The sequence below is a fragment of the Enterobacter sp. V87_3 genome, assembly GCF_029967835.1.
Classification (GTDB): Bacteria; Pseudomonadota; Gammaproteobacteria; order Enterobacterales; family Enterobacteriaceae; genus Enterobacter; species Enterobacter cancerogenus.
This window is the reverse complement of sequence record NZ_JASCAM010000023.1, coordinates 228,927-242,594: the sequence shown is the minus strand read 5'-3', so window position 1 is coordinate 242,594 and position 13,668 is coordinate 228,927. Positions and strand designations below refer to the sequence as shown.

At 52.4% G+C, this 13,668-nt stretch carries 15 protein-coding genes; 7 read left to right on the top strand and 8 right to left on the bottom strand.

Features of this window, described 5'->3' with window-relative positions:
* Window positions 1-184 precede the first annotated feature (184 nt).
* Window positions 185-577, bottom strand: coding sequence for a hypothetical protein (locus tag QLG21_RS12185; protein WP_006175645.1), 393 nt, complete (start codon window positions 575-577; stop codon window positions 185-187).
* Between the two features lie 265 nt (window positions 578-842).
* Between QLG21_RS12185 and QLG21_RS12180 the strand changes: the two genes are divergently transcribed.
* Both QLG21_RS12180 and QLG21_RS12175 read left to right on the top strand, forming a co-directional pair.
* Window positions 843-1,547 carry a response regulator gene (locus QLG21_RS12180; RefSeq protein ID WP_006175643.1) on the top strand — a complete coding sequence of 235 codons (705 nt, stop codon included), beginning with the start codon at window positions 843-845 and terminating at the stop codon, window positions 1,545-1,547.
* On the top strand, window positions 1,544-2,608 hold the full coding sequence (locus QLG21_RS12175; protein ID WP_153688265.1) for an ATP-binding protein: 1,065 nt from the start codon (window positions 1,544-1,546) through the stop codon (window positions 2,606-2,608). Before QLG21_RS12180 ends, QLG21_RS12175 begins: the two co-directional genes overlap by 4 nt.
* Before the next feature lie 14 nt (window positions 2,609-2,622).
* On the opposite strand, the gene QLG21_RS12170 is transcribed toward QLG21_RS12175, so the two are convergent.
* The 7 genes from QLG21_RS12170 to pspF form a co-directional block, all read right to left on the bottom strand.
* Window positions 2,623-3,537, bottom strand: a complete 915-nt coding sequence (locus QLG21_RS12170) for an ATP-grasp fold amidoligase family protein (RefSeq protein WP_153688266.1) — start codon at window positions 3,535-3,537, stop codon at window positions 2,623-2,625.
* A 179-nt stretch (window positions 3,538-3,716) separates the two neighbouring features.
* The gene (sapF, locus tag QLG21_RS12165) at window positions 3,717-4,523 is read right to left on the bottom strand and encodes a peptide ABC transporter ATP-binding protein SapF (RefSeq protein WP_006175637.1); all 807 of its coding nucleotides are present in this window, start codon (window positions 4,521-4,523) and stop codon (window positions 3,717-3,719) included.
* Window position 4,524: 1 nt separating this feature from the next.
* Complete coding sequence (sapD, locus tag QLG21_RS12160) at window positions 4,525-5,517, bottom strand: peptide ABC transporter ATP-binding protein SapD (protein WP_137848706.1); 993 nt, start codon at window positions 5,515-5,517, stop codon at window positions 4,525-4,527.
* Window positions 5,517-6,407: a putrescine export ABC transporter permease SapC gene (gene sapC, locus QLG21_RS12155; protein ID WP_058608682.1), complete on the bottom strand. Its 891-nt coding sequence runs from the start codon at window positions 6,405-6,407 to the stop codon at window positions 5,517-5,519. The genes sapD and sapC overlap by 1 nt, the downstream gene beginning before the upstream one ends.
* Window positions 6,394-7,359: a putrescine export ABC transporter permease SapB gene (sapB, locus tag QLG21_RS12150; RefSeq protein WP_058608683.1), complete on the bottom strand. Its 966-nt coding sequence runs from the start codon at window positions 7,357-7,359 to the stop codon at window positions 6,394-6,396. The genes sapC and sapB overlap by 14 nt, the downstream gene beginning before the upstream one ends.
* Complete coding sequence (sapA, locus tag QLG21_RS12145) at window positions 7,356-8,996, bottom strand: ABC transporter substrate-binding protein SapA (RefSeq protein WP_282484502.1); 1,641 nt, start codon at window positions 8,994-8,996, stop codon at window positions 7,356-7,358. Before sapA ends, sapB begins: the two co-directional genes overlap by 4 nt.
* A gap of 88 nt (window positions 8,997-9,084) precedes the next feature.
* Window positions 9,085-10,062: a phage shock protein operon transcriptional activator gene (gene pspF / locus QLG21_RS12140; protein WP_088208380.1), complete on the bottom strand. Its 978-nt coding sequence runs from the start codon at window positions 10,060-10,062 to the stop codon at window positions 9,085-9,087.
* Window positions 10,063-10,228: 166 nt separating this feature from the next.
* Here pspF and pspA point away from each other — a divergent pair, with 166 nt between their 5' ends.
* From pspA to QLG21_RS12115, 5 genes are all read left to right on the top strand, one after another.
* Window positions 10,229-10,897, top strand: a complete 669-nt coding sequence (pspA, locus tag QLG21_RS12135; RefSeq protein WP_088208381.1) for a phage shock protein PspA — start codon at window positions 10,229-10,231, stop codon at window positions 10,895-10,897.
* A gap of 53 nt (window positions 10,898-10,950) precedes the next feature.
* Window positions 10,951-11,175: an envelope stress response membrane protein PspB gene (pspB, locus tag QLG21_RS12130; protein ID WP_006175623.1), complete on the top strand. Its 225-nt coding sequence runs from the start codon at window positions 10,951-10,953 to the stop codon at window positions 11,173-11,175.
* Window positions 11,175-11,534: an envelope stress response membrane protein PspC gene (gene pspC, locus QLG21_RS12125; RefSeq protein ID WP_006175609.1), complete on the top strand. Its 360-nt coding sequence runs from the start codon at window positions 11,175-11,177 to the stop codon at window positions 11,532-11,534. The genes pspB and pspC overlap by 1 nt, the downstream gene beginning before the upstream one ends.
* Before the next feature lie 12 nt (window positions 11,535-11,546).
* Window positions 11,547-11,768 carry a phage shock protein PspD gene (gene pspD, locus QLG21_RS12120; protein ID WP_058608687.1) on the top strand — a complete coding sequence of 74 codons (222 nt, stop codon included), beginning with the start codon at window positions 11,547-11,549 and terminating at the stop codon, window positions 11,766-11,768.
* A 197-nt stretch (window positions 11,769-11,965) separates the two neighbouring features.
* Entirely contained in the window at window positions 11,966-13,663 is a 1,698-nt protein-coding gene (locus QLG21_RS12115; protein WP_282484501.1) for a sugar phosphorylase, read from the top strand.
* The last annotated feature ends 5 nt before the right edge of the window (window positions 13,664-13,668 follow it).

Here is a 13,668-nt window from a genome sequence, read left to right as displayed (position 1 = left end):
GCGAGAATGGCAGTATCTGGTAAACGACATTTGTTATTAAGGTTAATCATTGTAGGTAACTGGTATCAGGCTATTTAAGTGAGTGTATTTTGAGCAATATGGATTGACAGAGAGTCTACAACTCGCCTGTTTAGCGGAAATGGCAGTTTTATGGAGAGAGTGTGGAGCGCAACAACGTGGTTGTTCAAATCATCCTCATAATGAGGTACAACGGTGAACCGCAAAAGAAGATAATTAAGTAGCATTCGTAGTAAAACACCAGATCGTTGAAATCAGGTGCGGCGTTCAATAGCACATTGAACGTAAAAATGAGATAAATAAAAATCACCATTAGCCAGAAGGCGATGACAAGTAATTCAGTGAATGCGCCTGCTCTATTTTGTATTATCAAAGAGACAACTGACAAAGCCATGCATCCATAGATAATGGGAGAAGAGGGTAGCGTCGCGGCGACTTTTTCATCCATTTTATGCATCAACACCAGCCAGGTATAAAGTAATCCCCATGACAGCAGCAGGAACAGAGTATATATCCCAATTTTCTTAGTAGAGAAACATTTCGAAAATTCTATGTTCATTGTCTCAGCCAGATTCAGAAAGCCTTATTACGGCAGGGTTAATATGCATCATTCGGGGACAAATGGGGGTGCCCGAATAGCTATTCTGGCCAGGTATTGTCGAGTCTTTATTGACGGAATATGTACGCTGTGTGGAGGCGTAGCCGGACATTTAAATTAGTACTGGAAATTTTCATGACCACGGCACTTTTTCCCGGAGGCTGTGTCTTATTGTGCTAAAGATATCTGATAGCGTGCTCAAAGGGATTTCACCCGCGGAGATAAAATGAACAAAAATACTCTAATCCTTGTTGTTGAAGATGAAGACGAAATTGCTGAAATACTGATGAGTTACTTAGAGCGTTCAGGGATGAAAACGTTGAGGGCCCGACAGGGCGAGCAGGCGATAGCGCTCAATCGCCTTCATAAACCGGATCTTATCTTGCTGGACATTCATCTACCCGTATGCGACGGCTGGAGCGTCCTCACGACGCTTCGTCAGGAAAGCTCCGTGCCCGTTATTATGGTTTCTGCCCTCGATCAGGATGTAGATAAACTCATGGGGCTGAGGCTTGGCGCGGATGATTACGTTATCAAGCCATTTAACCCTTCTGAAGTCGTCGCGCGGGTTGAAGCGGTGCTGCGCAGAACCAAACCCACTATTCAGCAGGCGGGAGCCGCGCCTCTCAGGACGTCTTTTTTGACGGTTTATCCGGATGATTTCTACGTTGAGGTTACCGTGGGTCCTGAGGTGGTCTCCCCTGTGTTAACGACGACGGAATTTAAGCTTCTTACTTATCTGGTCAGATATCCGCGAAAGGTCTGCTCCCGCGAAGAGCTGCTCAACGCCTGTCTGCCGGAAGGCGATACCCTCGACAGAACAGTAGATAGCCATATGAGCAAGCTGCGTAAAAAACTTGAGCTCGCAGGTCTTTATGGCGTTCCTGAGAGCATCAGGGGCATGGGTTACCGGCTTGGGGAGAAAAAATGAACAGAGAGTCTGTCCTGAGTCGTCAGATCTTAACGTATATGTTATTGCTGACGTTTACGATAATTGCCATTTCCATACTGGGCTCCTGGTTTTTTTACTCCTTTATTCTGGATCACCTCCCCGGCGGCGCTGCTGCGGGGGAAGACGAGCAGATGACCCTATGGGACTGGGTGTGGATTGGGACCGCTACAATAATCAGTCTGGCATTTGCGATTTTTTTAACGATCAAACTCTCCGCGCGAATACTCACCCCGCTAAACGCGGTCGCGTCCAGCCTGAAAAAAATTTCGCAGGGCCAACTGGACGCCCGGGCTTATTGTGCCAGTTCAAGTCTGGGCGAGGTTAATCATCTGGTCTCGGATTTCAATGAAATGGCGGAGAAACTGCAGACGCTGGATATACAGCGGAAATCCTGGAATGCCGCCATTGCCCATGAACTCAGAACGCCGGTCACGATTTTACGCGGGCGACTTCAGGGGCTGGTAGACGGCGTTTTTAAACCGGAACCGGTACTTTTTAATAATCTTCTCAGGCAGACCGAAGGGTTAACCCGCCTGATTGAAGATCTTCGGGTAGTCAGTTCCGATGGCGGGGCGGGTTACACGTTGTCCAAATCCAGAACGGATCTCAAAAGTACAATACAGGACGCGCTTGATACGTTTATGCCCGAGTTTAAACGTAATCATTTTACCTTACAGATAGCGTTGAGGGAGCAGCGTTGTCTGTTCGATCCGATACGGATCAACCAGTGTCTGGCCGTTCTGTTTGACAACGCAATACACTATTCATCCTCGCGGACACTCATCGTGAAAAACGGCGTGTCTGATAAAGGCAATTATATTCTTATTCAGGATGGCGGACCGGGTATCCCGGAGGAGTTCCAAGATTTTTTATTTCAACCTTTTCAGCGAGATAATGGCGCAAGAGCGCTGAATCCTGAAGGATGTGGCTTAGGCTTATCGGTGGTAAAAGCCATCATGCTGGCCCATGGTGGGGATGTAACTTATACCTTATCAAAGCAAAACCACTCCATATTTAAACTGACCTGGCCCGATTCCTGAGTGCAGGCGGGAGGTTAGTTTCGCCTGCCCGCCAATAGTGGCAAATGCCATATAGCACCTAGTTTCTTATCCCATTCCAGTGGGGTAATTTTCAGTTTGCCACGCTTCGGACTTAATGTTATTTCACTAAAGTAAATTTCATCTCTTTTTAGCATGAGGTCAATGCGGCAGTAGTCAATGCCATCAGCCAGCTCCTGAGCGGCAAGCAATGCCTGTCGGAACATTCCCGGTTCGCCTGGCTCAACCGGCGTATTAGGATATTCCATCTGGAAAGGTTGTAAATTCCAGTGTCGGTCGTAGACATTGATAAAATCTCTGCCGTTATCATCCGTAAAATCAGCTTCAACATAGTGTGCAACGCCGTGAAAACAGTGAATACGTAACATTTCCGGTGTGGTGTTCCTGTCCGCTTCATGGAAAAGATCGATATAGGGTTCGCACAGAATAAGGGGATTGATGTTTTTGTACTGCCATTCTCGCGTGGTGTAATACAAATTTTTCTTTAACGCGAGGTTCAGTTTCTTTCCCGCTTGCCTGTAGTTAAATCGCTCTCTGTTGTCACATATTATTGTGCTACCACTGTCATGATTGCATTTAAGAACAAATTTATTGGGCAGTTTAGAGAAATCAATATGAGAAAATTTGCTGTATACCCCGATTAATGGCACCGTCTTTACCCGTTGTGTTCTCGCGGCTACGTATTCCCGAACGGCGAGTTTATCGGCAAGCAGTGTGTAGAAATTATTATGGTCATAAACCAGTCGATGGCATATTTTTTCACTCAGCGTAGTAGGTGATTTAATATCAGGTTTTTTTCCTGATCTTTTTCTGAGCTTCACGGTATGAAAATGCAGATCTGTCATAAAAAAAGAACGGCTTTTTCTGATTAAATACTCGATGTATTTTAAAAAATAAGTAGTGCGGTTCATTTCTTCTCCTTAGCAAAGACCTGTTATTCTGGAGAAGAATTGTTGATTTAAATTGGTTTATATATGGAGCAGGGATGGAGACGCGGCTAAAAGGATTAAATAGCCAAAACCGACTATTTAATCCTTATCTTGCAGAACAATACTATTTAACCTGATACCTGGAATACGGATCCGCGTCCTTAACGGTCTTTTCTCCACGCATCTGCCGTCAGTGCTTCACCAAAATGCCCGGCGATCAGCCGTTTTGTTAGGTCATGCAGCGGGGAGGCCAGAACATCTGCCGTACTGCCGCGCTCGACAACCTCGCCCTGGTGCATCACCAGCACCTGATCGCTGATATGCTTCATCATCCCGAGATGCTGGGTGACGTAGATATAAGAGATACCCTGTTTTTCCTGCAATTCCAGCATCAGGTTAATTAACTGCGAACGCATCGACATATCCAGCGAGGCCAGCGCCTCGTCGGCGATGATCACTTTCGGGCGCAGAATTAGGGCGCGCGCAAGCCCGAGACGCTGTTTCTGGCCGGGCGCCAGCATGTGTGGGTAATAGCTTACGTGGTCAGGCAGCAGCCCCACCAGCCGCAAGGTTTCAACAATGCGTTTGCGCCGCGCTTCGGGTTCCAGATCGGTATTCAGGCGCAGCGGGAAATCCAGGATCTGCGAGATCCGCTGGCGCGGGTTGAGCGAGGTTGACGGGTCCTGGAATATCATGCGGATCCGCTGACTGCGAAAAGAGTAGTCGCCAAACGCCAGGGGATGATCGTCAATCAGCACTTCACCGCCGGTCGGCTCAATCATCCCGGCGAGCATTTTCGCCAGCGTCGATTTCCCCGAACCGTTCTCACCGATGATCGCCAGCGTCTGTTTTTCACGCAGCGTAAAACTCAACGGCTTAACCGCCTCCACCGTCTGGCGGTGGAACAGTCCTGTCCGGTAGCGAAAGGTCTTACTCAGGTTGCGAACTTCCAGCAAAGTTTCGACCATTTCACTCTCTCTCCATGTTCAGCGGGAAATGACAGGCGTAAAGGTGGTTTTTGGTGCCGGTGAGCCTTGGCGTTTCAATGCATTTGCGCTGAGCATAGGGACAACGCGGCCCCAGACGACAGCCGATCGGCAGTGATTCCAGTAAAGGGATGGCGCCGGGCAGCGTGTTAAGGCGGCTTTTGTGCGGCATGGCGCTGCCAAAATCCGGTATCGCGCGGATCAGCGCCTGGGTATACGGATGGTGCGGGGTCGTGATCAAGTCTTCGCTGAACGCGGTTTCTACCGTCTGCCCGCAGTACATCACGTCGATTTTATCCGCCCACTTGCTGAGCATCTGCAGGTCGTGGCTGATCAGCAAAATTGTGGTGTTGTTGTTCTGGTTAAGCCGGGTCAGCAGACGGAAAATTTGCGCCTGCGTGGTTGGCTCCATCGCGTTGGTCGGTTCATCAGCAATCAACAGACGCGGCTGATTTGCCAGGGCGATAGCAATCATCACCTTCTGACACTCGCCGTCGGTCAGTTCGTAAGGGAAACTGCGCATTGCATCTTTATGATCTTTTATCCCGACGCGGTGCAGCAGCTCAATGGCGCGGCGCTTGCGCCAGCCAACCCGTTGCCACCACCGGCCTTTGTAGGTCCAGCCAGGGATATTCTGCATCAGTTGTTTGCCCACGCGCTCGGAAGGATCGAGACAGGATTGCGGCTCCTGAAAAATCATCGAAACGTTATGGCCCACCAGCTTGCGTCGCTCGCGAGGGGAGAGGCGTTGCAGATCGATATCGTCGAAGCGCATACGGTCAGCGGTGACGCGCCAGTTGTCCTTCGCCACGCCGCAAATGGCTTTTGCGATCAGGCTCTTGCCGGACCCCGATTCGCCCACCAGCCCGCGGATCTCGCCTTCACTCAGGGTGATGCTGACCCGGTCGACGGCTTTAACCCAGCCTTCGCTGGTCTTGAATTCGATGGTGAGGTTGCGGATATCAAGTAAAGGCATTATTCCACCCCCGCAATGATCGCCCGGCGGATCCCGTCGCCTAGCAGGTTGACGAGCAGAACGCTTATCATAATGGCCGCCCCCGGCAGCATGACCGTCCAGGGCGCAACGTAAATCAGCTCCAGCGCATCGCCGAGCATCGCTCCCCATTCCGGAGAGGGTAACTGCGCGCCGAGGTCGAGAAAGCCCAGCGCTGCGATGTCCAGAATCGCCATCGACAGCGCGCGCGTGATCTCTGTGACCAGGCCCGACGCGATGTTAGGCAGCACGGCGAACCACAAAATGTTGAGCGTCGTCGCGCCGTCGAGACGCGCGGCAACGACATACTCTTTCTCCAGCTCGTCATGCACCAGGCTGTAAACCGAACGCACCATGCGCGGCAGAATAGCCAGCCAGACGGCAAACATGGCATGCGTGAGATGCGGGCCGGCAAAAGCCACGACGATAATCGCCAGCAGTAACGACGGAATGGAGAGCAGGGTGTCAAGAATGTGGTTCAGCACCGCGGATCGCAGTCCGCGAGTGGAACCGGCAAAAATGCCCAGCGCCAGACCGCAGATCGTCGCCGCAAAGGTCACCACAAATGCGCCGCCTACCGTTGGGGCCGCGCCGCTTAACAGGCGGCTTAATACGTCGCGCCCGAGATCGTCAGTGCCAAGGAAGAACGAGACTTCACCGTACCGTGACCACGATGGCGGCAGCAGCTGATAGCCAAGGAACTGCTGATCGATACCATAAGGCGCAAACCACGAGCCTAATACACACACCAATACCAGACCTGCACAACCGTACAGGCCGATCATTGCCGTGGTGTCACCATAGAATTTACGCCACACGGTACGTAGCGCACCGGGCGTGCGCTTTTCACTGTATACGCTATCGTAAGGCATACCATTCCTTATGCTTCAGCGGGTTGGCCATGGCACCCAAAATATCGGAAAGAACGTTAACAATAATCACCAGCGAGCCAATCACCATCACGCCTGCGGAGATCGCCGCATAGTCCTGCTGACGGATGGCGTTAATCATCCAGCGCCCCAGGCCCGGCCAGCTAAAGACCATCTCGGTGATCATCGCCAGCGTCAGCATGGTTGAGAATTGCAGCCCGAGACGCGGGATAACCGGCGGCAGGGCGTTGTGAAGAACGTGACGGCGCAGGATCGTCAGGCGAGAAAGCCCGCGCGTGGCGGCGGCTTTGACATAGTTTTGATCGAACACTTCAATGGTGCTGATGCGCATCAGGCGGATCACCTCGGTGGTTGGCGCAACGGCCAGCGTCAGGACCGGCAGCACCATATGACGCAGGGCACTCATAATCATCTCATGACGCCAGATCGAATCAGAAAGCCAGGCATCGACGATCGCAAAACCGCTCACCGTTTTGACCGTATAGAGCAGGTCAAAACGCCCGGAAACAGGCAGCCAGCCGAGCGTCAGGGAGAAGAACAGGGTGAGCAGCAGCGCGAGCCAAAAGACCGGGATAGAGAAGCCGAGCAGGGCGAGGGCGCTGATAAATTTGTCCTGCCATTTGTTGCGGTAGATCCCGGCCAGCATCCCCACCGGGATCCCAACCATCAGGGCGAAACCGAAGGCGAGGATGCACAGCTCCATCGTCGCCGGGAAGACCTCTTTCAACTGTTCGGAAATCAGCTGTCCGTTGATGCTGGAAACACCAAAATCCCAGTGCAGCAGGCCGTTAAACCAGAACAGCCAGGCATCCCACAGCGATGATCCCTGAAGCGGCGCGTGCGGCGTAAAATAGCTCAGGCTGAAGCCAACAAAGGTCAGAAGAAAGAGCGTGACCAGCAGCAGAAGGAGCCGACGTAAGGTAAAGATAATCATGGTTTTTTTACCTCCTGCTCTTTTTCGCGCGACACGCCGGCGAACGAGGCGTTACCAAACGGACTCAGCACCAGCCCTTTAATATCATACCGGTAGGCCTGCAAACGCAGGGAAGAGGCGAGCGGCAGCACGGGCAGTTCACGAGCCAGAATATTTTGTGCCTCGTCATACGCATCGATGCGCGACGCCAGCTGCTGTGAGGAGAGCGCTTTTTGCAGCACCGCATCAAATTCACGGTTACACCAGTGGGCGTAGTTGGTTTGTGAATTGATCGCCGCACAGCTGAGCAGCGGCCGGAAGAAGCTGTCAGGATCGTTACTGTCGGTCGCCCAGCCTGTCAGGGTTAAATCATGGTTCATGTCCATCAGGCGCGCCTCCTGGAAACGACCCTCAACCGGAACGATGATCACTTTGACACCCACCTGCGCCATATCGGCCTGTAGCAGCTCCGCAGTTTTCAGCGGGCTTGGGTTCCATGCCTGAGAGCTGGTGGGCACCCACAACTGCAGCGTCAGGTTTTCCGCCCCGAGCGCTTTAAGCTGTTCACGTGCTTTTGCCGGGTTGTATTCGGTCACTTTAGCGTCGCCATCGTAGGCCCACGAGGCACGCGGCAAAATGGACGCGGCGGTTTCTGCCGTGCCGTAATAGATCGACTGCATCAGGCGCTGATTATTAATGGCCAGCGCCAGGGCGTGACGGATGGCCGGGTTATTCAGCGGCGGCTTATCGGTATTAAATGCCAGATAGGCGATATTCATGCCGGGGCGCAGGGTCAGACGCAGACGCGGATCGTCGCGCAAAATCGTCAGCTGGCTTGCCGCTGGCCACGCGAGCACGTCGCACTCCCCGGTCAGCAGTTTAGACAGTCGACCCGTGCCGCCAGACCCCAGATCGACCACCACCTGCGGCATCATCGGCTTACCACGCCAGAAGTGTTCGTGGCGCTGCAGGCGGATGTACTGGCCTGAACGGTACTCCGCCATCTGAAACGGTCCGGTACCCACGGGCTGACGGTCAAGCAGTTCCTGACGGTCACGTTTGGTCAGCTGGTCTGCATATTCTGCTGACATCACCGAGGCATAATGGGTGGCGAGGTGCCACAGGAACGAGGCGTCCGGGCGCGTCAGCTTAAACTCAACCGTCCGGTTATCCAGCTTACGTACGCTTTTAACGGTATCGGCAAACTGCAGGCTGTCAAAATAGGGGAAATTGCCCCCGTTGACGTTATGCCACGGATGATGACGGTTAAAGATGCGCTGGAAAGTGAAGACGACATCATCGGCATTCAGCTTACGTGTGGGCGTAAACCACGGCGTATGCTGGAAAGCGACATCGTCGCGCAGGCGGAAGCGGTAGGTTGCACCGTTGTCCAGCACTTCCCAGCTTTCGGCCAGCTCAGGCACCAGCCGGTAGGTATAGTGGTCAACGTCGAGCAGACGATCGTAAAGCTGCGCGGCAAGCGTATCGACAATCAGCCCGCTGCCCGCTTTTTGCGGGTTAAACGTATCAACTTGCCCGCTTACGCAGTAGACAAAGCCGCTGTCGCGAATATCAGGGAGTGGCGCGCGCTCGGGTGCAGCAAAAGCCAGATTGCTGAACAGACCGAGTGCAAACAGGGACGTTAAAACCAGACGCATAATTTTTGAGGTTTTTAGGTTCGATCTGCAAAGTGTACCGCACTTACACCTGCTTCGTAAAAATGTCTCCGGGTAAGTGCTGATAATGTCAGCGCATTTGATGCTTTTTGAGCAATGCCCTTAATTGATGGTAGGTCAGACCCAGCAGTTCAGCCGCCCGTTTTTGATTATATTTCGCCTGCTTCAGGCTCTGTTCCAGAAGCTGTTGTTCCTGTTGGTGCTGAAACTGACGTAAATCGAGCGGCAGAGTCGGCGCATCTGATCGCGGAGCAGGTGACGCAACCGGCTTCGTCTCGCGCTGGAACGGATCGAGAATGATGTTATCCAGTTCGCTGTCGGCGCTGGCGTGGCGATAAACCGAACGTTCAACGACGTTTTTGAGTTCACGGATGTTCCCTGGCCAGTGATAGCCGAGCAGCGTTTCGGTAGCCTGTTCGCTAAAGCCGGGGAAGAGCGGTAAACCCAGTTCCCGACACATCTGAATGGCAAACTGATCCGCCAGCAGCATGATATCGCTCTGGCGCTCCCGCAGCGGGGGAAGCTGAACGACATCAAAGGCCAGCCTGTCGAGCAGGTCGGCGCGGAATTTATCTTCCTCTACCATCTTTGGCAGGTTGGCGTTCGTGGCGCAGACCAGGCGGACGTTCACCTGCAGAGGCTGGCTTCCCCCGACGCGCTCAAGCTCGCCGTATTCAATCACGCGTAGCAGCTTTTCCTGTACCAGCATCGGCGCGGTTGCCAGCTCGTCCAGGAAAAGCGTGCCGCCGTCGGCGCGCTCAAAGCGGCCGGGGTGACGTTTTTGCGCGCCGGTAAAAGCGCCCGCCTCATGACCGAAGAGTTCGGTATCCAGCAGGTTTTCGTTCAGCGCGGCGCAGTTAAGCGAAATGAATGGGCCATCCCAGCGACCGGACAAAAAATGCAGGCGGTTGGCAATCAGCTCTTTACCTGTTCCGCGCTCGCCGATAATAAGCACGGGTTTATTGAGCGGCGCGAGCCGGGACACCTGCTCCAGCACTTCAAGAAAGCTGTTCGCTTCGCCAAGAAGATTATCTTTGTATTCCGTCATGATGAAATTAACCACTCATTAGCGATATTCACCAAGTGAGAGTAGGACGCACCGGCGCAAAAATCAACCTCTTGTATAAAAATCAATAAGATAAAAAGTTGGCACGAGGATTGTATTAGCTAAACAGCAGGGCATCGCCCGATAACAGAACTATGAGGATTGAATTATGGGTATTTTTTCTCGTTTTGCCGACATCGTGAACGCTAACATCAACTCTCTGCTGGAGAAAGCGGAAGACCCGCAAAAGCTGGTGCGTCTGATGATTCAGGAGATGGAAGACACGCTGGTTGAAGTGCGTTCCACCTCTGCTCGCGCGCTGGCTGAGAAAAAACAGCTTACGCGTCGTATCGAGCAGGCCACCGCTCAGATGAATGAATGGCAGGAAAAAGCCGAGCTGGCGCTTCGCAAAGAGAAAGACGATCTGGCCCGCGCCGCGCTGATTGAAAAGCAGAAGCTGACCGATATGGTGGCGACGCTGGAGCATGAAGTGACGCTGGTGGATGACACGCTCACTCGCATGAAAAAAGAGATCGGTGAGCTTGAGAACAAACTCAGCGAAACCCGTGCCCGTCAGCAGGCGCTGGCACTGCGCCATCAGGCGGCAAGTTCTTCCCGCGACGTTCGCCGTCAGCTGGACAGCGGTAAGCTGGATGAGGCCATGGCGCGTTTCGAATCTTTTGAACGTCGTATCGACCACATGGAAGCGGAAGCGGAAAGCCACAGCATCGGCAAGCAGAAAACGCTGGATCAGCAGTTCGCTGACCTGAAAGCGGATGATGAAATCAGCGAGCAGCTGGCCGCGCTGAAAGCCAAAATGAAGCAAGATAACCAATAATAATTGTGCGGCACCCGAGTGTGCCGCCACGCATCGTAAGACAAGGAGTACACATGAGCGCGCTTTTTCTGGCTATTCCACTGACCATTTTCGTGCTGTTCGTTTTGCCGATCTGGTTATGGCTGCATTACAGCAACCGTTCTTCGCGCGGCGAGCTATCGCAAAGTGAACAGCAGCGGCTGGCGCAGTTGTCCGATCAGGCGAATAAGATGCGCGAACGCATTCAGGCGCTGGAAGCCATCCTGGATGCGGAACATCCGAACTGGAGGGACCGTTAATGGCTGGACTGAACCTGAATAAAAAATTATGGCGTATCCCTCAGCAGGGCATGGTACGCGGCGTATGTGCCGGGCTGGCACATTATCTTGATGTCCCGGTGAAACTGGTACGCGTGGTTACGGTGCTGTCGATTTTCTTCGGTCTGGCATTCATTACCCTGGTGGCTTACATCGTATTGTCATTTGTGCTCGACCCGATGCCTGACGGCGAGCTGGATGCCGAAGGCGCGCCCACCAGCAGCGATCTTCTCAACGCGGTGGATACCGAGCTTGCGGCAGGTGAAAAACGACTGCGCGAAATGGAACGTTATGTCACGTCCGATACCTTTACGCTGAGAAGCCGTTTTCGTCAGCTTTAAGAGAGAGATAATATGAATCAACACTGGCAACAGGCCGGTCAGAAGGTAAAACCCGGCCTGAAAATCGCAGGTAAACTGGTCCTGCTGACGGCGTTACGCGTTGGCCCGGCAGGCGTCGCTGGCTGGGCAATCAAATCTGTTGCCCGTAAACCGGTCAGAATGCTGCTGGCGGTGGCGCTGGAGCCATTGCTGCAAAAACTGGCAAAGCGCGTTTCACGTCGCTTCTTTTCCTGATACCTCCTTCCTTCGCTAACCCGTTCTCCTGATGGAAAAGGGTTAGCGATACCCCTGATATCGTCCTTCCTTTTACTCGATCTTTGCGGCAGCTCACAATAATGATTTGAGCTGCCTGGCGATCGTGTTTTTCTGGCGCCAGGTCCGTTGACAGATATTTTTCATGGGAGTAGATTGCGCTTCGTGGGACCGCTACCATGGAAATCAATGTGAACGATAAAATTAAGCAATTAATCGGTTTTGTTTATGCCGAATCATTCTCTGATGCGCATTATGCGACGCTGCTGGAAAAAATCTCCAGCGTCAAAAATGTCATTACAGAAAAGCGTAAAGCCAGCTGGGATGAAAAGGATGTTGTGCTGATTACCTATGCCGATCAGTTTATGGCACCAGGTGAGGGGGCATTATCGGCTTTTACCCGTTTTTATAATAAATGGCTCTCTGACTCTTTTTCTCACGTCCATCTTTTACCTTTTTATCCGTGGTCATCTGACGACGGTTTTTCCGTTATTGATTATCATCAGGTCGCCTCTGAAACCGGGACGTGGCAGAATGTTGCCGAATTAAAACGCTCGGCCAGCCTGATGTTTGATTTCGTGTGCAACCATATGTCGGCCAAAAGTCAGTGGTTCGCAAATTATCTGCAACAAAAGCCAGGGTTTGAAGATTTCTTTATTTCTGTTGATCCGAAAACCGATCTCTCTGCCGTAACTCGCCCACGCGCATTACCGCTGCTGACGCCCTTTACCCTTCACGATGGCAGCGTCAGACACCTGTGGACGACGTTCAGCGATGATCAGATTGACCTGAATTTCGCCTCGCCGGAAGTGTTAATCGCCATGGTGGAGGTTCTGCTTCACTACCTTGCCGAAGGAGCCAGCTATATTCGCCTCGATGCCGTCGGGTTTATGTGGAAGACTCCCGGCACCAGCTGCATTCATCTCGAAAAAACGCACCGCCTGATCCAGCTGTTCCGCGCCATCGCCGATGATGTCGCACCGGGGACGGTGATTATCACCGAGACGAACGTTCCGCATAAAGATAATATTTCTTACTTCGGTAACGGCGAAAATGAAGCGCAGATGGTCTACCAGTTCTCCTTGCCGCCGCTGGTGCTCCATGCCGTTCACCGTCAGGATGTACGGGCGCTTTGCCAGTGGGCAGCATCCCTGAATCTGCCGTCCACGCGTACCACGTGGTTTAACTTCCTGGCCTCCCACGATGGAATTGGTCTGAATCCGTTACGCGGCATTCTTCCTGAACCTGAAATCCTCTCTCTGGTCGAGAAACTTCAGCAGGAGGGGGCGCTGGTAAACTGGAAAAATAACCCTGACGGCACGCGAAGCCCTTATGAAATCAACGTCACTTATCTTGACGCATTAAGTGCAAAAGCGAGCAGCGATAGCGAACGTATTTCACGCTTTATTCTCGCCCATGCCGTACTGTTGAGTTTTCCGGGTGTGCCTGCCGTATATATTCAAAGTATTCTTGGTTCCCGAAATGATTATGAAGGCGTCGAGAAACTGGGTTACAACCGCGCAATAAATCGTAAGAAATATAGTGAAGGGCAGGTTGATAGTGAACTCAATGACGATAACAGCCTGCGCAATAAAATATATCAACGGCTCAGCGCATTAATTGCTATACGACGCGCCGAAAAAGCGTTCCACCCTGACAGCCAGGCTTATTTCACTCAGCCAGTTGAGCAGGTTTTAAAAATAGTGCGTGTTGCGGAAAATGGCGAGCGCATAACGGGTTTATTTAATTTCAGTGATTGTATTCAACACCTGACCACCAATATTGAATCCGGTCAGGAACTGATTGCCGGTGTAATGATAAGCGGGACGGCTCTGACGCTTAATCCATGGCAGGTCATGTGGATTAAAGAACACTAAAAAGG